The sequence below is a fragment of the Luteibacter sp. RCC_6_2 genome (assembly GCF_041360655.1).
Classification (GTDB): domain Bacteria; phylum Pseudomonadota; class Gammaproteobacteria; order Xanthomonadales; family Rhodanobacteraceae; genus Luteibacter.
Window position 1 is genome coordinate 18,000 of the sequence record NZ_JBFUPQ010000021.1, and the last position, 20,599, is coordinate 38,598.

Consider the following 20,599-nt stretch of genomic DNA (forward strand, 5'->3'; position numbering starts at 1 on the left):
TCAGACTCCCGGAAGCCGCACGTGCCACACCGCGTAGGGCTGGCCGAGGCCGAGCCATACATGCTGGGTGGACCCGCGCCAGGTGGTGGATTGGTCGTGCAGGAGGTCGTGTATGTCGAGCGGGGCATCCGCCGATAGTCCCCAGTCGCCGAGTGGAAGGCTCAGGTCCGCCGCCTGGGCGTTGTGCGGGTCCATGCTGATCGCCACGAGGACGAGGTCGTCCCCCGCGCGCTTCTCGAAGAACAGTACCTGGTCGTTGTTCGCCGGCAGGAAGCGCACGCCCAGGTGCGTCTGCAAGGCCGGATGCGCGCGCCTGATCCGGTTCAGCCGGGTGATCTCGGCCACGATGTTGCCGGGCGCATCGAAATCGCGGATGCGTATCTCGTACTTCTCCGAATCGAGGTACTCCTCCTTCCCGGGAATCGGTGCGGATTCGCAGATCTCGAAACCGGAGTACATGCCCCACAATCCCGACAGCGTCGTCGCCAGCGCGGCGCGGATCAGGAAGCCCGGGCGTCCGGAGGTCTGCAGGAAGTACGGGTTGATGTCCGGCGTGTTGACGAAGAAGTTCGGCCGGAAGAAATCCTTCGGCGGCGTGGTGGTCAGCTCGGTCAGGTAATCGATGAACTCCTGTTTGGAATGGCGCCACGTGAAATAGGTGTACGACTGGCTGAAGCCGGCCTTGGCCAGGCGATACATCGGCTTGGGACGCGTGAAGGCCTCGGAAAGGAACAGCACGTCGGGATACTTCGCGCGAACCCGCGCGATCATCCATTCCCAGAAGGGGAAGGGTTTCGTGTGCGGGTTGTCGACACGGAACGTACGCACGCCCTCGGCGGCCCAGAACAGCACCACGTCGCATAGGGCCTGCCAGAGCGAGGGAATCGCGCCATCGGCGTAGAAGTCGACATTGACGATGTCCTGGTATTTCTTCGGCGGGTTTTCCGCGTACTTGATGCTGCCGTCGGGGCGCCAGTCGAACCACTCCGGGTGCTCCTTCAACCACGGATGGTCGGGTGAGCACTGGATAGCGAAGTCCAGGGCCAGTTCAAGCCCGTGCGCATGGGCGGCGTCACGCAACGCGCGAAAGTCCTCGAGCGTTCCCAGTTGGGGATGGATCGCGGTATGGCCGCCTTCCGGCGACCCGATGGCATAAGGGCTGCCCGGATCGTCCGGCCCCGGGCTGAGCGTGTTGTTCGGTCCCTTGCGGAACGCCGTGCCGATCGGGTGGATCGGTGGGAAGTACAACACGTCGAAACCCATCTCGCGGATCGCCGGAAGGCGTGCGATCGTGTCGCGGAACGTGCCGTGCTTTTCCTTGGCCTCGGTCATCGAACGAGGGAACAACTCGTACCAGCTCGCGAACCCGGCCTCGCGCCGGTCCACCTCGAGCAGGTAGGGCCCCGCCACGCTCGACCGCTCGCGCGGATCGGTCGCGGTCATCAGGTCGAGCGTGCTCTCGGCGAGCAGGATCTCCAGGCGGTCATCGCCTTCGGCCTTGGCCACGGCCGCGGCGAGGTTGCGCAAGGCCTTCGCCTTCGGGCCGGCGGCATCCTTCGCGCGCGCTTCCACCAGCAACCTGCCCTCTTCCAGTTCCACGGCGATGGGCACATTCGCCGCATGCTTCAGCTCGATTTCATGCCGGTAGGTCGCGAACGGGTCGCGCCACGCCTCGATCTGGAATTCATGGCGGCCGATGCGCGTCGGTGTGAACGTGGCGGCATGGACGTCGTTATCGACGAAGGCCATCGTCGTTTCGCGCCAGGTCTTTTCGTCCTGCGCGCGATATCGCAGCCGTGCGGAAAGCACATCGTGGCCATCCATGAAGATGTCCGCCGTGACCGCTACCGGTTGGCCGACGATGCATTTTGCGGGAAACCGCCCCGCATCCACCGTCGGCGTCACGACCTCGATGATCACCCGCGGCGCGCGGGTGGATGCTTGCAGGAATTCCCTCTGGGCCACGGCTCCGAGCTTCCACTTCGCCGGCACCGCCTGCGTGCCCCGCAGCGTCAGCACGGCACCGGGCTCCAGGACGACTCCGTCGCCCTGGTCGAAGATCTTGCGGCCATCGGGCGTGGTCCAGGGACCGAAATGGGTCGCCGCTCCGGCCAGTGCCTCCGCCGCGCCCAACGCGACCTCCCGATCCAGGGAAGCATTCACCAGCGTCAGCGTGGCGCGTCCGGCGGTGCGCGGGTCCGCGCCGTCGACCGTGAGGAACGTCGCCACGCCATGGCCCGTCCGGATCAGCGGTGGACCCGGCATGTGTTCCCCCACCGACGCGTTCGCCGCCTTCACCGTCTCCGTGACATCCAGCACCGCGTCCCTGGCCAGCGCTGCCGGTGTCACCGGGTTTCCGCGGCGAGGGTCCAGCGCATCGTGCAGGGCGTACTCGAACCCGAGCGGCATCATCCATCCGGCAGGCGACGTGGCGCTGAAGGCGATGGCGCGGCGGTACGCGTGGTCGAGCTGGTTCTCCTCGCCCAGTTCATCCCCCAACCGTGTCGAGAACGGCGCCTCGGTGCAGGCGAGGACGGGCGCCAACGCGTCGAGGCGTCCGGCCTCTTCCACGAACCACGAGGAACGGAAGTCCCACCAGCTGGCCGAGGAGACGACGGCATCGAAGTCCGCGCCACGCAAGGCGGCCACCTCATCCGGCGTCAGGCCGGGTGTCCAGGCCAGGAACGCCGTCCGGGGCGCGTCCACCCGCACGGCATCGAACAGCGTCTTCCACACCGCCGCACCCAGGCGCTGCGGATGAACCAGGCGAAAGCCCGACACACCCGCCGCCGTCCAACGGCGCAAGCGGTCGATCCACCACTGGCAGGCCGCATCGACCACGTCGGGATCGTTGAACCGCCAGCGCGCGCTATCGCTTTCGCTCGGGGTCCAGCGGGGGTCGGGCGTGCCATGTTGCGCGGCCACCGCGCGAAACCACGCCGGGTGCTCCTGGCGCACGGGCGCATCCGCGGCCAGTTCGTCGAGGGGAAGGTCCAGCCAGAGTTCGAGATCGTGCGCGCGGCACGCCTTGGCGATCTGCGCCAGTCGCGTCGTCGCGTCGCCGTCCGCGCCGAGGGCGGGATGCAGCCGGTCGAAATCGCGGGTCACGAAGACGTCGCCACACGCCGATGGCTCGAACGGCGGAGCGACCAGCAATTGGCGAAAGCCGAGCGCCGCCGCGTGTTCGATCCACGCGTTCCAGGCGGTCAGCGGCCCCGCCAGCAGCGGGTGCAGGTAATAAATGCGAAATGGCGCACACGGGCTGGCCGACATGTGACTCGCGTTCCTCGACGATGGGGACGAGCATGCCGGGCCGGATGTATGCATCGTGCCAATGACCCGGGCACGCGAAGACCACGACAGTGACGCAGAGGGGTGTTGCGACAGTGTGAATGCACGCCGCAAGGGCGGCCCGGACGGAACGGAGGTGCCGCTAGGCGACGAACGAACGCATGGCCCTGGCGATGGCTTGTTCGTCGTCACCGGACCGTTCGGCAAGCAGTGCCGCCGCGCCACGGCGGTCCTCCTCGGTGCGGTTCTGGCCCAGCTTCCACTTGCCCTCGATGCGATCGAGGGGAATGCGGATGCCGACGATGCCCTTGAGCATGCTCGCGACATAATCGGCCGGTGCGTCGTCCACCTGCCACGGCCGCGGTTGCGCCGCATCCTTTTCGGATTGGCCGGTCAGGTGTACCAGCAAGGCGCGGAGGCGGGCCGGGTCGGCGAAGGTCTCCGGCACGCCGTAGGCGTGTACCGCGATGTAGTTCCAGGTAGGCACTTCGCGATGATGCGTGGCCTTGCCGGGATAGCCGTTCGGCGAGATATAGGCATGCGGGCCGGCGAAGATCGACAGGGCCTCGCCAGCGTGCCGGGCGACATGGTCGTTGCCTTTCGCCACGTGGGCGTAGAGCGTGCCCAGCGGCCCCTCGTCCGGTGCCAGCACGAAAGGCAGGTGCGAAGCCTCGATGCCACCCTCGCCCGACGTCACCAGCGTGCCGAAGGCGATCTCGCGGATCGCCTCGTGCAGCGTCGGCAGACGTTCTTCGCGGAAGGCCTTCGGCGTGTACATGGTTATTGGCCGAACTTGATCTCTTCGCCTTCGTGGCCGCGATCCCAGCCACGCAGTTCGTCGCGCATGTGCGCGATGCGCTGGCGGCCGAGGGCGTTGCGTTCCTCGTCCAGGACCAGGCCATCGAGCAGTTCGGCGAGGCGCTGGGCCGTGGGCAGCATCGCGTCCCAGGCGTCCAGTGCCGACACCGGGCCCGGCAAGGCCATGAAGAACGACAGGCCCGGGGTTTGCAGCGTCGCGATGCGCGCCATGTCGAAATTGCCCGGCTTGACCAGGTTGGCCACGCTGAAGATGGGGCCCTGTTCCGGATGGCCGTCGACGAGACGATGGTAGATGCCCATGTCGCCGAACTCGAGGCCCGCTTTTTCCGCGGCCACCACGAGGTCGGAACCGTTGAACTTGCTGCCCTCGCGGGAGACGACATACAGGCTGACGATGCGCTCCACCGGCGCGTGCGGCGGGCGGCGGCCCAGATCGGACCGGGGCGGGGCCTTGGGCGGTGCCGGGGGCGCTGCGGGGGCGGGAGCCGGGGCCGGGACTGGCGCGGAGGCGTGGAGCGTGGGTTCGTCGACCTCGAACGGCAGGTCGATGCGTGGGTCGACACGGGACGACGGGCCACGGGGGGCGGGTTCTTCCTTGATGACGGGGGCGGCCGACGCCGTCCGTTCGCCCGCCAGCGAGGCGCCAAGGCGCTCCAGCTCGGCACGCAGGTCGACATCGAGTTCGCCCTGCGCCGGCTTCGGACTGAACAGCGGATCGCCAGCGTCTTCGTCACGCGCGCTGAAGGATTCCTGCGCCTCGGCGTCCAGTTCGTCACGCTCGTCGCCGAACACCGGCTCGCGGCGCTCGCGCGCACGTTCGGGCTGTTCCTGCACGGGCTTTCGGCGCCCTTGCTCCTTGCGTGGCTGGCCGAACAGCCAGAGCAGCACGAGCACGACGATGCCGACGAAGAGCATCGGGATGCCTACCGCGGGATTCCAGGCGAGGCCGATGACGGGGTTCATGGTCGATTCCTTGGATGTGATGCTTAGGCGACGCCGACGAGCTTGCTTGCCTCGGCCAGGTCGACCTGGACGAGACGCGACACGCCCGGTTCGCGCATGGTAACGCCGCAGAGCTGGTGTGCGGCTTCCATCGTGGCCTTGTTGTGGCTCACGAAGATGAACTGCACCTTCTCGCTCATCTCCCGGACCATGGCCGAGAAGCGGCCGACGTTGGCTTCGTCCAGCGGCGCGTCCACCTCGTCAAGGAGGCAGAACGGCGCGGGATTCAGGCCGAAGATGGCGAACACCAGCGATACGGCGGTGAGCGCCTTCTCGCCGCCGGAAAGCAGCGTGATATTCGACACGCGCTTGCCGGGGGGCCGCGCCATGATCGCCACGCCGGTATCGAGCAGGTCTTCGCCGGTGAGTTCGAGATAGGCGTGGCCGCCACCGAACAGGCGGGGGAAAAGCTCCTGCACGCCCGCGTTGACCCGATCGAACGTTTCCTTGAAACGTTGGCGGGTTTCGCGGTCGATCTTCTTGATCGCCCCTTCGAGCGTCTCCAACGCGCTGGCGAGATCGGTCAGCTGCGCATCGAGGTATTCCTTGCGCTGCGATTGCTCGGCGTGCTCCTGGATCGCGGCGAGGTTGACCGGCTCCAGGCGTGCGATCTTTTGCGACAGTTCGGTCAACTGCTGCTGCCAGCGCTCCGGCTCGGCGTCCTCGGCGAGTTCGGTGAGCAAGGCTTCCAGTTCGAGTCCGGAGGTGGCGATGGCCTCGGCGAGCTGTTCCGCGCGCAATTGCAGGGCCTGCGCGGCGAGCCGCTTCTCCGACACGCTTTCGCGCACCTGGTTGAGCACGTGCTCGATACGCTGGCGCTCCTGCTCCAGGCGGCGGAATTCGGCGTCGCAATCTTCCAGGGCGCGGCGCGCTTCCACCAGCTGCTTGTCGACCAGCAGGCGCTGGTCGAGGTAGGTCTGCCGCTCGGCCTCGAGCTCGGCGATGGGGTCGGAGCCTGCGGCAAGCTGCTGGTCGATCTCGTCACGACGCGCCACCACCTGGCGAAGCTGTGTGTCGAGACGGCCCAGCGCCTGTTCCAGCGAACCCAGCGCGGAACGCTTGGACTCCATGCTCAGCGCGAGCTGGTGGGCCTGGTCGGCGGCTTCGCGCGCGTTGATGCGCGCCTCCTCACGTGCTTCGAGCAATTCGCGGCGTTCGTTTTCCAGGCCACGGCGCTCGTCTTCCCGGTCTCCCATGTGGCCCACCGCCTCGTCGAGGCGGGCACGGGCTTCACGGGTCTGTCCTTCGAGTTCGTCGAGCTGCTCGACGATGACCGAGATTTCGCCGCCGACCTTTTCGGCCCGGGCTCGCGCCGTTTCCATCTTGCCGCGATGGCTCTGCAACTGGCCGGCCAACTCGGACAGGCGGCGGTGCGCCGCGTAGAGGTCGCGCTGCGCATCGTCGCGCAGGCGCTCGGTCTCGAACTTGCGGGTGCGCAGGGTTTCGAGTTGCTCGGTACGCTCCTCGATGGAGGCCTCGAGCATTTCGATCTGTTCGGCGAGTTGGCGGATGTCGCGCTCGCGGGCGAGCACGCCCACCTGGTTGCCCTGCGCACGCAGCACGCGGGCCCAGCCCGGGCCCATCCAGGCGCCGTCACGGGTGATGACCGACTGATGCGGCGCCAGCGAGGCGAGCCGCGAGGCGGCTTCCTCGACCGAACCGGCCACGAAGACATGACCCAGCAGGTTCACCGCGGCCAGCGGCCCACGCACATGGGCGGCCAGCGTACCGGCGTTGCCGGGTCCGCCCTGCTCGCGCGCGAACAAGGCGACGTCGGCCTGGCCCAGCGCCTCGAATTCCGGCGTCAGCGCGTCCGGGGCGTCGACCAGCACGCCGTCGAGCACGCCGGCCAGCACGGTTTCCACGGCGGATTCGTAGCCGGTATCCACTTGCAGGGATTCACCGAGGCGGCGCGAGCGGTCCAGGCCCAGGCGGGCCAGCCAGCCGCTGGCGGCGGTTTCTTCCTGGCCCAGCGCCGCGCTTTGCAGCGCTTCGAGCGAGGCCTGCCGGCCGCGCGCGGTCTGCAGTTGCTGGCGGGCGTCGTTCAACGCCGACTGCACCTGGCGTTCTTCGTCGAGCACGCCCTCGTAGGCGACCTTGTGCTGGTCGAGTACGCCGCCGAGCTGCTCCACGCGCTCGCGCTGGGTCTCGTGTTCGGTGTCCAGTTGTTCGGCGGCCGTGTCGAGCGCGGCGACATCGGTGGCGCGCTGTTCGGCTTCGAGCGCCTCGCGGCGCTTGGACAGGTCGACCGCCTGGCGGTCGAGGTAGGCCAGCTTGGTGCGCTCCACTTCCGCGGCGCGGCTGGATTCGGAAGCGCCACGCGTATGCGTGTCCCAGCGCTGCTGCCAGTCGGCGAGCTTGGATTCCGTCGCGCGCTGCGCCTCGCCCGTCTCGTCCTGGATCTGCTGCAACGCTTCCAGCTTCGGCTCGCCTTCGGCCAGCGCCATGCGCAAGGCCTCGATCTGCTCGCGATCGGCACCGATATGGCCCTGCAGTTCCTCGTATTCCCGCTCGGCATCGGCACGCGAACGCGTGAGGCGCTCGTTGAGGTCGCGGTTGTGCCGCACCTGTTGCTCGACGCGTGCGATCTCGGCGCCGACCTTGTACACCTCGGCCTGCACCTGGTTCATGTGTTCGCTGGCGCCCTGGTGGCGCTCGCGTACGCTCTCCAGCTGCGCCTCGACCTGGCGCTGCGTGGCGAGATGCTTCTCGATTTCCAGCTCGGCCTCGCGCAGGCCCGAGCCCTCGCCTTCGTGGCGGCGATGCAGCGTGCGGTACTCCAGCGCGCGCAACTCGGCCTCGCGGCGGGTGTGTTCTTCCTTGAAGGCCTTCCAGCGCTCGGCGGCGCGGGCCTGGCGATTCAGGTGGTCGAGCTGTTTCTCGACCTCGTCGCGCACGTCGCGCACGCGGTCGAGGTTCTCGCGCGTGGACTTGATGCGGCTCTCGGTTTCCTTGCGGCGCTCCTTGTACTTGGAGATGCCGGCGGCTTCCTCCAGGTGGGTGCGCAGTTCCTCGGGGGCGGCCTCGATGATCTGGCTGATCATGCCCTGCTCGATGATCGAGTAGGAACGCGGGCCAAGGCCCGTACCAAGGAAGAGGTCGGTGATGTCGCGCCGGCGGCAACGCGCACCGTTGAGGAAATAGGCGGACTGGCCGTCGCGGCTGACCACGCGCTTCACCGAGATCTCGGCGAAGCTGGCGTATTCGCCCTGGATCGTCGCGTCGCTGTTATCGAAGATCAGCTCGACCGCGGCCTGGCCGACGGGCTTGCGCGCGCTCGACCCGGAGAAGATGACGTCGGTGAGCGAATCGCCACGCAGGCGGCTGGCGGCCGATTCACCCATCACCCATCGAATGGCGTCGATGATGTTCGACTTGCCGCAGCCGTTCGGGCCGACGACGCCGGTCATGTTGGTGGGCAGGTGCAGCGTGGTGGGGTCGACGAAGGACTTGAATCCCGCCAGCTTGATCGTGGTCAGACGCATTATGTTTTCCGTTGGGACGCGGCCGTGGGCTCCCGTTCGGAGCCTCCCCCTGGCTGATCGATCACTTTGCCAAAGGGGGACGGGGTGCGCAATACACGAAGCAGCATGAGGTTAAAGCGCTAACCCGTTGTTTTTCTGACGAACACCTGATGAGTTGATGAGCACAGCCTTTGTGGGAGCCGCTTCAGCGGCGATGGGTGCTCGCCGGCGACCTGGCCCGCTGCCGCGGGATCGCCGCTGAAGCGGCTCCCACCAGGGTATGGCACTCACCAAGGGTTTGGGCCTCACCAAGGGTATGGCCCTCACCAAAGGTTGGGCCCCTCACCAGGGCATATAGCCCCCACAAGGGTTTGGCTCCGCCAGATCATGGCTCGCCGGGGGCTTTCGCCTCGATGGCCAGGGCGTGGATGCCATCGGGCATCATCTCGGCCAGGGCCGCGTAGACCATGCGGTGCCGCTGGATCGGGTTCTTGCCGGCGAACGCCGGGCTGACGATCCGGGCGAGGAAATGGCCCTTGCCCTCGCCCGAGTGGCCCGCGTGCTTGTGACCTTCGTCGATGACATCCAACTGGACCGGGGCCAGGGCCTCGGTCAGCAGAGTGCGGATGCGTTCGACTTTCTCGATCGTCATGGCAGGGTCACGCGGAACGGGCGGACCGTCACGTCGCGATAGACGCCGGCCTCGACATAAGGATCGGCGTCGGCCCAGCTCTTCGCGGTCGCCAGATCGCTGAACTCGGCGACGATCATGCTCCCGTCGAAACCCGCCTCGCCCGGGTCCTCGGAGTCGATGGCCGGAAACGGGCCTGCCAGCTTGAGGCGTCCTTCATCGAGCAGGGCCCTCAACCGGGCGAGGTGCGCAGGACGCGCGGCTAGGCGCTTTTCCAGCGAATTCGGGTGGTCGAGGGCGACGATGGCATAGAACATGGAAGTCTCCGGATAACGAGGCCGGGTCAGGCCTCGGGACGCATGGTCGGGAACAGCAGTACGTCGCGGATGGACGACGAGCCGGTCAGCAGCATGACGAGGCGGTCGATGCCCACGCCAAGGCCGCCGGTGGGCGGCAGGCCGACCTCGAGCGCGCGGATGTAATCGGCGTCGTAGTGCATGGCCTCGTCGTCGCCGGCGTCCTTGGCGTCCACCTGGGCCTGGAAGCGGGCGGCCTGGTCTTCGGAATCGTTGAGCTCGGAGAAGCCGTTGGCGATCTCCTTGCCGTTGATGAACAACTCGAAGCGGTCGGTGATGCCCTTGTCCGTATCGCTCTCGCGCGCCAGCGGCGAAACCTCGACCGGATGGTCGGTGATGAAGGTGGGCTGGATCAGGGTGTGCTCGACGGTGGCCTCGAAGATCTCCAGCAGCAGCTTTCCCCATCCGTACGACGGCTTCACGTGGATGCCCAGGCGCTTCGCGTGCGCGGCCATGGCTTCGCGGTCGCGCAGGTCGCCCGGTTTGATCTCGGGGTTGAGCTCGAGCACGGCGTCTTCCATGCGCCAGCGGCGGAACGCGGGACCGAGGTCGACCGTGGCGCCATCCCATTCGATGACCGTGTCGCCGACCACGTCGGTGGCCGCGGAACGGATCATGCCCTCGGTGATGTCCATGATCTCGTGGTACGTGGCATAGGCCTGGTACAGCTCGAGCATCGTGAACTCGGGGTTGTGCCGCGTGGACACGCCCTCGTTGCGGAAGTTGCGGTTGATTTCGTAGACGCGGTCGAAGCCGCCGACGACGAGGCGCTTGAGATAAAGCTCCGGCGCCACGCGCAGGAACAACGGGATGTCCAGCGCGTTGTGGTGGGTGGTGAACGGACGCGCCGTGGCGCCGCCGGGGATGACGTGCATCATCGGCGTTTCCACTTCCATGAAGCGGCGCGGCTCGGCCTCGAGCCAGCGGCGCACGTGGCTGATGATCCTGGAGCGCAGCGCGAAGGTACGGCGCGATTCCTCGGTGACGATGAGGTCGACGTAGCGCTGGCGGTAGCGCTGCTCCACGTCGGCCAGGCCGTGGTGCTTGTCGGGCAGGCCGCGCAGCGACTTCGTCAGCAGGCGGATGGTGTCCACCTTGACCGAGAGTTCGCCGGTCTTGGTGCGCATGAGCACGCCCGTGGCACCGACGATGTCGCCGAGGTCCCAGCGCTTGAAGGTCTCGTAAGCGTCCTCGCCCAGCGTGCCCTGGTGGACGAACAACTGGATGCGGCCCGTGCCGTCCTGCATCTGCACGAAGCTGACCTTGCCCTGCCCGCGCATGAGGATGATGCGGCCGGCGACGGCCACGCGACGGGGCGAGGCCTCGATGGCCTCCGCGGTCCAGGTGTCCTTGTCGGCGAATTCGGCCTGGAGGTCGCCCGCGAAGCTGTCGACCTTGAAGTCGTTCGGATAGGCGATGCCCTGCGCGCGCAGCGCTTTCAGTTTCTCGCGTCGCTCGGCGATGAGGCGGTTCTCGTCGGCGGCGATGGCGGAGGCTTCTGCGTTGGCGTTTTCGGTCATGGCGTGGATTGGCGGCTTCTTGGGTAGGAAACGGGGGCGCGGTCGCGCCCCGGCGTGGATCAGGCGTCGAGGCGTTTCGAACCGGCTTCGAGGCCGGCCTTGAGGCTCGCTTCGACGAATTCGTCGAGGTCGCCGTCGAGCACCTTCTGCGTATCGGAACGTTCGATGCCCGTGCGCAGGTCCTTGATGCGGGACTGGTCGAGCACGTAGTTGCGGATCTGGCTGCCCCAGCCGATGTCGGACTTGGTCGCTTCCAGTGCGTCCTTCTCGGCATTGCGCTTCTGCACTTCGAGCTCGTACAGCTTGGCCTTGAGCATCTTCATCGCGCGGTCGCGGTTGGCATGCTGGCTGCGTTCGGTCTGGCAGGCCACGACCGTGTTGGTCGGCACGTGCGTGATACGCACCGCCGATTCGGTCTTGTTCACGTGCTGGCCGCCGGCACCGGACGAGCGGTAGACGTCGGTCCTGAGATCGGCGGGATTGATGTCGATCTCGATGTCGTCGTCGACTTCCGGGGAGACGAACACCGAGGTGAAGCTGGTGTGCCGGCGGTTGTCGGAGTCGAACGGGCTCTTGCGGACCAGGCGATGCACGCCGATCTCGGTCTTGAGCCAGCCATAGGCGTAGTCGCCCTCCACGCGGAACGTGGCGGACTTGATGCCCGCGACTTCACCCGCGCTGACTTCCATCAATTCGGTTTTCCAGCCGCGCGACTCGGCCCAGCGCAGGTACATGCGCAGCAACATTTCGGCCCAGTCCTGCGCTTCCGTGCCTCCGGCACCGGCCTGCACGTCGACGAAGGCGGCCGCCGAGTCGAGTTCGCCGGAGAACATGCGCTGGAATTCCAGCTTGCCCACGCGGGCTTCGACCTTGTTCAGGTCGGCGACGATCGACTGCACCGTGGCCTCGTCGCCATCGGCGGCGGCCATCTCGAGCAGTTCTTTCGAGTCGTCGAGGGTGCCGGTCATCTCGTCGATGCCGGTGACGATGCCATCGAGCTGGGCGCGCTCGCGGCCGAGATCCTGCGCGCGCTTGGGGTCGTCCCAGACGGTGGGGCTTTCCAGTTCGCGATTGACTTCTTCTAGGCGTTCTTTCTTGACAGGGTAGTCAAAGGTACCCCCTAAGCGACTCGACGCGGCCCCGGAGGTCCGCGATCTGCGCGAGGATCGGATTGGTCTCGATCATGGTTGGCATGCCTGGTGGTGCGGGCGCGGGGCGCGCCGGCTAAAGCGGTGAATTCTAACAAATCGAGGCGTTCACCGCATGGTTGGGGGTGCTTCGGCGAGCACCCATCGCCGACAGGGTCGGCTCCCACCAGGCCTTGGGTCGGGCTTTCACCAGGGCTTGGGTCAGGCTGGGAGGGCCTCCTGGTGTACGCCGCGGACGGCGCGGCCGGAGGGATCGGCCGCCGCCGCGAAGGCGGGGTCCCAGGCCAGGGCCGCCGGTGACGAACAGGCGATCGACTTGCCACCGGGCACCGTGGCCGCGCAGGCCTCACCGGGGAAGTGCTTCTCGAACAGGGTGCGGTAGAAGAAGGCTTCCTTGGTGGCCGGCGTGTTGAGCGGGAAACGGGCGGCGGCCGCGGCGAATTCGCGATCGGAGACCATCGTTTCCGCGTGTGCCTTCAACCCGTCGATCCAGCCATAGCCCACGCCGTCGCTGAATTGCTCCTTCTGCCGCCAGAGGATCGATTCCGGCAGCGCACCCTGGAAGGCCTCGCGCAGGATGCCCTTCTCGATGCCCTTGCGCGCCACCATCTTCGCTTCCGCGTCGAAGGACATGGCGGTCTCCAGGAACTCGGTGTCGAGGAAAGGCACGCGCGCCTCGACGCCCCACGCCGACATCGACTTGTTCGCACGCAGGCAATCGTAATAATGCAACGCGTCGAGCTTGCGGATCGTCTCCTCGTGGAACGCGCGCGCCGAGGGCGCCTTGTGGAAATACAGGTAGCCACCGAACACCTCGTCCGAACCTTCGCCGGAGAGCACCATCTTCACGCCCATCGCCTTGATCCGCCGTGCGAGCAGGAACATGGGCGTGGAAGCGCGGATCGTGGTGACATCGTAGGTCTCGATGTGGCGGATCACTTCCGGCAGCGCGTCGAGACCTTCCTCGAAGGTATAGCGGAACCCGTGGTGCACGGTGCCGAGGGCCTCGGCGGCGATCTCGGCGGCTTTCAGGTCGGGCGACCCCTCCAGGCCGATCGCGAAGGAATGCAGGCGCGGCCACCACGCCTCGCCCCGGTCGTCCTCCTCGATGCGACGGCGCGCGAACCCCGCGGCCACGGCGGCGACGAGCGAGGAATCAAGGCCTCCCGAAAGCAGCACGCCATAAGGCACGTCGGTCATCATCTGACGGTGCACGGCCGCCTCGAACGCGGCGCGCAAGGCCGCCGGCTCGATCGACGTGCCACGGGTCGCATCGTAATCGCGCCAGCGCGGTGTCCAGTACGCCACCGCCTCCCCGCGCTCGCTGTCGTACACGTGCCCCGGCGGGAACGGCGCCACGTCCGCGCACACGCCGACCAGCGATTTCATCTCGGAGGCGACGCACAGCCGCCCTTCCCTGTCATGGCCCCAGTACAGGGGACAAACACCGACCGGATCGCGGGCGATGAGGAAGCGGCGCTTGCCGGCGTCCCATAGCGCGAAGGCGAAGATGCCGTTGAGCTTGTCGAGGAAGCCGGCACCGTGCTCGCGGTAGAGCGCGTTGATCACTTCACAATCCGAGCCGGTGGTGAAGGCGTAATCGCTGGCCGCACGCAGTTCGCGGTGGTTGTAGATCTCTCCGTTCACGGCCAGCGCGAGATCGCCTTCGGGCGAACGCAGCGGCTGCGCGCCACTGGCGGGATCGACGATGGCGAGGCGCTCATGAACGAGGATCGCGCCGTCGTCGACATACACGCCGCTCCAGTCCGGCCCGCGATGGCGCTGCCGTTGCGAAAGCTCCATCGCCCGCGTACGCAGGGCGACCAGGTCGTCGCCGGCGGCGAGGCCGAACATCCCGAAGATCGAACACATGGACCACACTCCCGATGAGGAAAACGCGCAAAGAAAAAGGCCCGCCTGGTGAGGGCGGGCCTTTGGTGTATCGGTGGTTTCACTTGCAACCGCCTACACGCCGACCCTCCCGAGGTTCCGGGCATTATTGGTATTGGCGTTATTGGCGGTGAGGCGAATCATGGTTCGACTAGAGCATGATATGGAGCGTGATGCAAGCACCCATCGCCGCTGAAGCGGCTCCCACACAGACCGCATACCCCTATGGGAGCCGCATATATTTCCTGTGGGAGCCGCATGCATATCCTGTGGGAGCTGCTCGCATATCCTGTGGGAGCCGCTTCAGCGGCGATATCGGTCGAAGCAAAAGGCAACGAGCCAAATGAACACCCTGCTAGCCCTCGCCCTCCTCTCCACCACCCAACCCGCGCCCGCCTGGCTCGCCGGTGACTGGGAGCCCTACAGCAACGCCTTCGTCGGCCTGCGCATGCTCAGCATCGGCAAGGACAGCTTGAGCTGGAAAGGCTGCAAGGACGTCCACTTCGACGTGCTGGAGTCCGAGGCCAACAGCGTGACGGTACGCCTGGCCCCCGGCAGCACGTGTTCGCTCGACGACGAACCGCCCACGCGCATGGACACGCTGCGCTTCACCCTGCGCGAGAATCGTTGCGACCTCGGGGTGAGCATCTACGCCTCGCCCGACGCGGCGAAGAAGAACACACCAGCGGCGGAAGGCCTCTACGGCAAGCCCAAGTGCCCCTCGGGCCCCGCCGGTCAGGCCGCCGCCAACCTCTCGACAACGATCCGGTAAGCCTGCGCGGCGGATGTCTCCGCCGCATGCGCGAAGTCACGCACGCGCCACTGTCCGCCCACCATCACGTCACGCACCAGCGGCGTGTTCCCGGCGAACAGGAAGCTGTCCACGACGTCCGCTTCCTCGCGCGCGGCGAGTAGCGGCGAGCGGTCGTCGAGGACGAGCAGATCGGCGCGCGCGCCCGGCTGCAACCTCCCGACATCGGCACCCGCGGCGCGTGCGCCGCCATGCAAGGCACGCTGCCACAACGCCGTGCCCACGCTTTCCTCGGGACGCCGCGCCGCGACGTTGCGATGCCTCGTGATCAGGCGCTGACCGTATTCGAGCCAGCGCAGTTCCTCCACCGGCGACACCGATATATGCGAGTCGGAGCCGATGCCGAAGGTACCGCCCGCATCGATGAATGCCGCCAGTGGAAACAAGCCGTCGCCGAGGTTGGCTTCGGTCGTGGGGCAGAGCCCGGCGACCGCGCCGCTCTTGGCGAGCCGATCGGTTTCGTGCGCGGTGAGGTGAGTCGCATGCACGAGCGTCCAGCGCGGATCGATGTCGGCGTGGTCGAGCAGCCACTCGACCGGGCGCGCGCCACGCACGGCCAGGCAGTCCTGCACCTCGCCGATCTGTTCGGCGATGTGGATATGCACGGGAAGGCCACGTGCGATGCCGGTGGCAAGCAACGCGCGCATGGCGTCCTCCGGCACCGCGCGCAACGAATGCAGCGCGATACCCAGGGTGAACATGTCGTCCTGCATCGGCGCCAGCCGTTCGAGAAGGTTGACGAATCCGCCCACGTCGTGGCGGAAGCGTTGCTGCCGCTCGTTCAGGGGACGGCCGTCGAAGCCACCGGTCATGTAAAGCACCGGCAACAGCGTCAGGCCGATGCCCGCTTCCTTGGCCGCTTCGATAAGGGCCAGCGACATCGCCGCCGGATCGGCATAGGGCACGCCGCGCGGCCCGTGGTGCAGGTAGTGGAATTCGCAGACCTGGGTGTAACCGGCCTTCACCATTTCCACGTAAAGCTGCGTCGCGATGACCTTGAGGTCGTCGGGATCGATCGCTTCGGCGAACGCGTACATCGTCTCGCGCCACGTCCAGAAACTGTCCTCGCCAGGACCGCGGCGCTCGGCCAGGCCGGCCATGGCGCGCTGGAACGCATGCGAGTGGAGGTTGGGCATGCCGGGGAGCACGAAGCGCCCCACATGCTCGGCCCCGCCGGTGGCCACGGCGAAGCGCCGCCCGGACACGGCCAGCGGCGCGTCCCCGGTGCGCCATGCGCCTTCCTGCCAGAAGAAGTCGGCGCTGAGGGCGGTGGTCGACATGGCGTGTCCTTGGGGTGGGATGCCCTGCATGGTACCAATCGCCGACAGGGTCGGCTCCCACCAGTGCATGGCGGGGCATAATGGGTGGATGAACGAGACGAACGCCGCACACCCCCCGAAGCTGCTGCTTCGCCTGGCGCGCCCCAGCGACGTGCCCGAACTGGTCGCCCTCACCGCCCGGGTGTACACCGCGGAATGGGGCCATTCGGCGGAAATGCTGCAGGGCCAGCAGACGCACTTTCCCGAAGGCCAGTTCGTGGTCGAGTACGAGGGAAAGATCGTCGGTTTCTGCGCCACGTTCCGCATCAACGAGGCGCTGGCGCTCGCGCCGCACACCTGGATGCAGATCACCGGTGGGGGCTTCGCCTCGCGTCACGACCCCAAGGGCGATTGGCTCTATGGCATGGAAGTGGTGGTCCATCCCGACTACCGCGGCATGCGCATCGGCCAGCGGTTGTATCTGGCGCGCAAGCGGCTGTGCACCGATCTGAAACTTCGCGGCATCGTCTTCGGTGGCCGCATGCCCGGCCTCGCGCGCGCGATCGGCCGCTACGGCAGTGCCGAAGCCTATGTGCAGGCCGTGGTCGACGGCAGCCGGCGCGACCCGACACTGAGTTTCCAGCTACGCAACGGCTTCGAGGTCATCGGACTGCTCCGCGAATACGTGCCATCCGACCATGAATCGCTGGGGTATGCCGCGCACCTCGTGTGGCGCAATCCGCACCTGCTCGACCAGCCCGACATGCCACGCGTGTCGCAGAGCCACCGCCTGCCGGATTCGGTGCGCGTGGCCTCGGTGCAATACCAGCAGCGGCGCATCCGCTCGTTCGAGGAATTCGCGACGCAGGTCGAGTACTTCGTCGACATCGCCGCGGACTACGACGCCGATTTCGTCGCCTTCCCCGAGCTGATCACGCTGCAATTGCTCTCGATCGAGAACGCGGAACTGTCGCCGGTGGATTCGATCCGCCGTCTTTCCGAGTACACCGACGAGGTCAAGGCGCTGTTCCACCGCCTCGCCGTCCACTACAACATCAACATCGTCGGTGGTTCGCATCCCACGCGCCAGCCCAACGGCGACATCCACAACGTCTGCTACGTCTGCCTGCGCGATGGCTCGATCCACGAGCGCGAGAAGCTTCATCCCACACCCAGCGAACGCAATGTCTGGAACATCACCGGCGGCGATTCGGCCGCCACGATCCAGACCGACTGTGGCCCGATCGGCGTGATGATCTGCTACGACTCGGAGTTCCCCGAGGTGGCACGCCACCTGACCGACCAGGGCGCGTTGATCCTGTTCGTGCCGTTCTGCACCGACGTGCGCGAAGGTTACCTGCGCGTACGCTACTGCTCGCAGGCCCGCGCGATCGAGAACCAGTGCTACGTGGTCCTCTCCGGCAACGTCGGCAACCTGCCCGGCGTGAACAACTTCGACATCCAGTACGGCCAGAGCTGCATCCTCACGCCGAGCGACTTCCCCTTCGCCCGCGACGGCATCGCCGCCGATTCCACGCCGAACATCGAAACGGTGCTGTTCGCCGACCTGCGACTGGAGAACCTCGCCCGCGCGCGCAACTCCGGCGCGGTGCAGAACCTGAAGGATCGCCGCTACGACCTCTACCAGGTGCGCTGGACGCGCTCGACGGAAAGCCGATGAATACCCCACCGCCTGATGCCCCGCCGCCGCGGGGCGCGAACTCACCGCTGGACCGACTTCGGGAACTGGGCCGGCACGAGTGGCTGTCGCCACGGCAATGGCGCCGGCGCATCCTGTTCTGGGCGGGCGCCATCGTCGTGGGCCTCTCCGCGGTGCTCTTCGCCAAGGCGGCCGACTACGCCTTCGAACTGTTCCGCCGCGTCGCGTCGCACGGATGGTGGGTGCCGTTGCTGGTGACGCCGGCGATGTTCGCCCTGCTGTGCTGGCTGACCCAGGGCGCGCTGAAGGCCACGCGCGGCTCCGGCATCCCGCAGGCGATAGCCGCCCTGAAAGTGGAAGACGAAGCCTTCCGTTCGCGCATCCTTTCGTTGAAGGTCGCGCTGGGCAAGATGGCACTCACGTTGGCCGCCTTGCTCGGCGGCGCCTCCGTGGGACGCGAAGGCCCCACCGTCCACGTCGGCGCGGGGCTGTTGTACTCGATGGGACGGCGTTTCGGCTTCGCCGATCCCACGGCCGCGGGACGTTTCATCCTTGCCGGATCGGCCGCCGGCCTGGCCGCCGCCTTCAACACGCCGCTGGCGGGCGTGGTGTTCGCCATCGAGGAAATGTCGGGCACGTTCGAACATCGCATGAGCGGCACCTTGCTCACGGCCGTGATCGTGGCAGGCGTGGTCTCGCTCGGCATCGTCGGAAACTATGCCTATTTCGGCGACATCACCGCGACGCTTCCGCTCGGCCGCGCATGGATCGCGGTGCTGCTGACAGGCATCGTCGGCGGCCTGGCGGGTGGGCTCTTCGCGCGCCTGATCGTGCCGGCCGCGGGAGGATTCCGTGGCGTGATGGGCCGCATGCGGGCGCGTCAACCGGTAGTGTTCGCCGCCGCCTGCGGCCTCGCGCTGGTGCTGCTCAGCCTGCTCAGCGCGAACGGCCTCTACGGCACCGGCTACGCCCAGGCGCGCGACATCCTGCAGGGCCACGGTGATACCGGGCCGTTCTTCGGCGTGCTGAAGTTCCTCGGCAACATCGCCTCGTCGTGGGCCGGCATACCGGGCGGCATCTTCTCGCCGGCGCTCGCCGTCGGGGCCGGCCTTGGCAGCAACATCGCCCACTTCCTGCCCGGCTCGGATGTCTCGTCGGTGGTCCTGCTCGGCATGGCGGCCTATCTGGCCGGCGTGACCCAGGCACCGCTCACCGCGGCGGTCATCTCCCTGGAACTGACCGCCAACCGGCAGATGGCCTTGCCGATCATGGCCGCGTGCCTGCTCGCCCGCGCGCTCTCCAGCCTCGTGTGCAGGGTGCCGGTCTACAAGGCGCTCGCCGAGAACCTCATCGCGCAATACGAGGAAGAACGGATGCGACGGGACGCCCCCCTCCCGAAGGCAGCGACCGCCGACGTCGAGCCCCTTCCCGTGGAACCGCACACGCCATGACGCCCGATCACCGTTGGGACCATCTCCTGCTCGATGTCGGCCTCGCCACGCTGGCCGATAACGGCGTGCCCTATGGCGCCATCGACAACGGTGCCATCGCCTGGCACGACGGCCGGATCGTTTTCGCCGGCCCGCGCCAGGATCTGCCGGGCGAGCCGCACGCCCTCGCGCACCGCGTGGAATCCTTGCCCGGGACGTGGGTGACTCCCGGGCTCATCGACTGCCACACGCACCTCGTGTTCGGCGGTGACCGCGCGCAAGAATTCGAACGGCGATTGGAAGGCGCGACCTATGAAGAGATCGCGCGCGCCGGTGGTGGCATCGTCTCCAGCGTGCGCGCCACACGCGCCGCCAGCGAGGACGACCTGCTGCGCCAGTCGCTGCCCAGGGCGCGCGCGCTGCTGGCCGACGGGGTCACCACGCTGGAGATCAAATCCGGCTACGGCCTGGAGCCCGAGACCGAGCGGCGCATGCTCCGCGTGGCCCGGCGCATCGGCGAGGCACTCGGCGTGGATGTGCGCACCAGCTTCCTCGGCCTGCACGCGTTGCCGCCGGAGTACGCCGGCCGCCGCGACGAATACGTCGCGCTGGTCTGCGACATCATGCTGCCTTCGCTCGCCGAAGAGGAATTGGTCGATGCCGTGGACGCCTTCTGCGAGGGCATCGGTTTCACCCATGAGGAAACGCGGCGGCTGTTCGAGAAAGCCACGGCACTCGGTTTGCCGGTGAAGCTGCACGCCGAGCAGCTATCCGACCTCGGCGGCGCGGCGCTGGTCGCACGCCACGGAGGACTTTCCGCCGACCACCTCGAATGGATCAGCGAAGACGGCGTGCGTGCCATGGCCGATGCCGGCACCGTGGCCGTGCTGCTGCCCGGCGCGTATTACGCCTTGCGCGACACCCGCCCACCACCGATCGACGCCTTCCGCCACCATGGCGTGGCCATGGCCGTCGCCACCGACCTCAACCCCGGGACCTCGCCGCTTCTTTCGCTGCGCATGGCGATGGGGATGGCCTGCACCCTCTTCCGCCTCACGCCGGAGGAGGCACTGCGCGGTGCGACCGTGAACGCCGCGCGTGCCCTCGGCCTCGACGATCGAGGCCGCCTCGCGGTGGGACAGCGCGCCGATCTCGCTATATGGAACATCGGCCACCTCGCCGAATTGTGCTACTGGATCGGCGGAGGCCTCCTCAGGGAGACATGGATCGCCGGCGAACGCAGCACACGCGGATAGCCGGCGCACATTCGTCGCAAGTTTCCGAAAACTTCCATCGCGCCGGAAGGACCCGGCACCTA

14 protein-coding genes are annotated in these 20,599 nt (G+C 67.3%); 4 read left to right on the plus strand and 10 right to left on the minus strand.

Features of this window, described 5'->3' with window-relative positions; all coding sequences use genetic code 11:
• The 9 genes from AB6730_RS17995 to asnB all read right to left on the minus strand — a co-directional run bounded on the left by AB6730_RS17995 (position 1) and on the right by asnB (position 14,103).
• On the minus strand, positions 1 to 3,273 hold the full coding sequence (locus AB6730_RS17995) for a maltotransferase domain-containing protein (protein ID WP_371024970.1): 3,273 nt from the start codon (positions 3,271 to 3,273) through the stop codon (positions 1 to 3).
• A 160-nt stretch (positions 3,274 to 3,433) separates the two neighbouring features.
• Positions 3,434 to 4,069: an FMN-binding negative transcriptional regulator gene (locus AB6730_RS18000; RefSeq protein WP_371024971.1), complete on the minus strand. Its 636-nt coding sequence runs from the start codon at positions 4,067 to 4,069 to the stop codon at positions 3,434 to 3,436.
• A 2-nt stretch (positions 4,070 to 4,071) separates the two neighbouring features.
• The gene (gene zipA, locus AB6730_RS18005) at positions 4,072 to 5,073 is read right to left on the minus strand and encodes a cell division protein ZipA (protein ID WP_371024972.1); all 1,002 of its coding nucleotides are present in this window, start codon (positions 5,071 to 5,073) and stop codon (positions 4,072 to 4,074) included.
• A gap of 23 nt (positions 5,074 to 5,096) precedes the next feature.
• Positions 5,097 to 8,597, minus strand: coding sequence for a chromosome segregation protein SMC (gene smc / locus AB6730_RS18010; RefSeq protein ID WP_371024973.1), 3,501 nt, complete (start codon positions 8,595 to 8,597; stop codon positions 5,097 to 5,099).
• Positions 8,598 to 8,961: 364 nt separating this feature from the next.
• Positions 8,962 to 9,222, minus strand: coding sequence for a BolA family transcriptional regulator (locus AB6730_RS18015; RefSeq protein ID WP_306847959.1), 261 nt, complete (start codon positions 9,220 to 9,222; stop codon positions 8,962 to 8,964).
• A gap of 2 nt (positions 9,223 to 9,224) precedes the next feature.
• On the minus strand, positions 9,225 to 9,524 hold the full coding sequence (locus tag AB6730_RS18020) for a YciI family protein (protein ID WP_371024974.1): 300 nt from the start codon (positions 9,522 to 9,524) through the stop codon (positions 9,225 to 9,227).
• Positions 9,525 to 9,550: 26 nt separating this feature from the next.
• Entirely contained in the window at positions 9,551 to 11,083 is a 1,533-nt protein-coding gene (gene lysS, locus AB6730_RS18025) for a lysine--tRNA ligase (protein WP_371024975.1), read from the minus strand.
• 59 nt (positions 11,084 to 11,142) lie between these two features.
• Positions 11,143 to 12,268 (minus strand): peptide chain release factor 2 gene (gene prfB / locus AB6730_RS18030; RefSeq protein WP_371024976.1). Its coding sequence is split into 2 segments (ribosomal slippage): positions 11,143 to 12,192 and positions 12,194 to 12,268, totalling 1,125 coding nucleotides; the frame shifts between segments, so codons are not numbered across the junction.
• A 164-nt stretch (positions 12,269 to 12,432) separates the two neighbouring features.
• Positions 12,433 to 14,103 (minus strand): asparagine synthase B, encoded by a 1,671-nt coding sequence (gene asnB, locus AB6730_RS18035; RefSeq protein WP_371024977.1) that lies wholly within the window; start codon positions 14,101 to 14,103, stop codon positions 12,433 to 12,435.
• Between the two features lie 361 nt (positions 14,104 to 14,464).
• Between asnB and AB6730_RS18040 the strand changes: the two genes are divergently transcribed.
• Positions 14,465 to 14,893 carry a hypothetical protein gene (locus AB6730_RS18040; RefSeq protein WP_371024978.1) on the plus strand — a complete coding sequence of 143 codons (429 nt, stop codon included), beginning with the start codon at positions 14,465 to 14,467 and terminating at the stop codon, positions 14,891 to 14,893.
• Here the strand turns inward: AB6730_RS18040 and AB6730_RS18045 are convergent.
• Positions 14,857 to 16,212: a formimidoylglutamate deiminase gene (locus AB6730_RS18045; protein WP_371024979.1), complete on the minus strand. Its 1,356-nt coding sequence runs from the start codon at positions 16,210 to 16,212 to the stop codon at positions 14,857 to 14,859. The two genes, AB6730_RS18040 and AB6730_RS18045, sit on opposite strands and share 37 nt — an antisense overlap.
• 88 nt (positions 16,213 to 16,300) lie before the next feature.
• On the opposite strand from AB6730_RS18045, the gene AB6730_RS18050 reads away from it, so the two are divergent.
• Genes AB6730_RS18050 through hutI form a run of 3 tightly spaced genes read left to right on the plus strand, consistent with a single transcriptional unit; the run spans position 16,301 to position 20,537 of the window.
• Positions 16,301 to 17,872 (plus strand): GNAT family N-acetyltransferase, encoded by a 1,572-nt coding sequence (locus tag AB6730_RS18050; protein ID WP_371024980.1) that lies wholly within the window; start codon positions 16,301 to 16,303, stop codon positions 17,870 to 17,872.
• Entirely contained in the window at positions 17,869 to 19,302 is a 1,434-nt protein-coding gene (locus AB6730_RS18055) for a chloride channel protein (protein WP_371024981.1), read from the plus strand. Before AB6730_RS18050 ends, AB6730_RS18055 begins: the two co-directional genes overlap by 4 nt.
• Positions 19,299 to 20,537, plus strand: a complete 1,239-nt coding sequence (hutI, locus tag AB6730_RS18060) for an imidazolonepropionase (protein ID WP_371024982.1) — start codon at positions 19,299 to 19,301, stop codon at positions 20,535 to 20,537. The genes AB6730_RS18055 and hutI overlap by 4 nt, the downstream gene beginning before the upstream one ends.
• Positions 20,538 to 20,599: the final 62 nt, after the last annotated feature.

Bases quoted from the DNA above. Each gene is read 5' to 3' on its own strand.
- AB6730_RS18045 (WP_371024979.1), bottom strand. From the start codon at position 16,212: ATGTCGACCACCGCCCTCAGCGCCGACTTCTTCTGGCAGGAAGGCGCA.
- zipA (WP_371024972.1), bottom strand. From the start codon at position 5,073: ATGAACCCCGTCATCGGCCTCGCCTGGAATCCCGCGGTAGGCATCCCG.
- AB6730_RS17995 (WP_371024970.1), bottom strand. From the start codon at position 3,273: ATGTCGGCCAGCCCGTGTGCGCCATTTCGCATTTATTACCTGCACCCG.
- AB6730_RS18050 (WP_371024980.1), top strand. From the start codon at position 16,301: ATGAACGAGACGAACGCCGCACACCCCCCGAAGCTGCTGCTTCGCCTG.
- AB6730_RS18000 (WP_371024971.1), bottom strand. From the start codon at position 4,069: ATGTACACGCCGAAGGCCTTCCGCGAAGAACGTCTGCCGACGCTGCAC.
- AB6730_RS18055 (WP_371024981.1), top strand. From the start codon at position 17,869: ATGAATACCCCACCGCCTGATGCCCCGCCGCCGCGGGGCGCGAACTCA.
- lysS (WP_371024975.1), bottom strand. From the start codon at position 11,083: ATGACCGAAAACGCCAACGCAGAAGCCTCCGCCATCGCCGCCGACGAG.
- asnB (WP_371024977.1), bottom strand. From the start codon at position 14,103: ATGTGTTCGATCTTCGGGATGTTCGGCCTCGCCGCCGGCGACGACCTG.
- AB6730_RS18020 (WP_371024974.1), bottom strand. From the start codon at position 9,524: ATGTTCTATGCCATCGTCGCCCTCGACCACCCGAATTCGCTGGAAAAG.
- hutI (WP_371024982.1), top strand. From the start codon at position 19,299: ATGACGCCCGATCACCGTTGGGACCATCTCCTGCTCGATGTCGGCCTC.
- AB6730_RS18040 (WP_371024978.1), top strand. From the start codon at position 14,465: ATGAACACCCTGCTAGCCCTCGCCCTCCTCTCCACCACCCAACCCGCG.
- smc (WP_371024973.1), bottom strand. From the start codon at position 8,597: ATGCGTCTGACCACGATCAAGCTGGCGGGATTCAAGTCCTTCGTCGAC.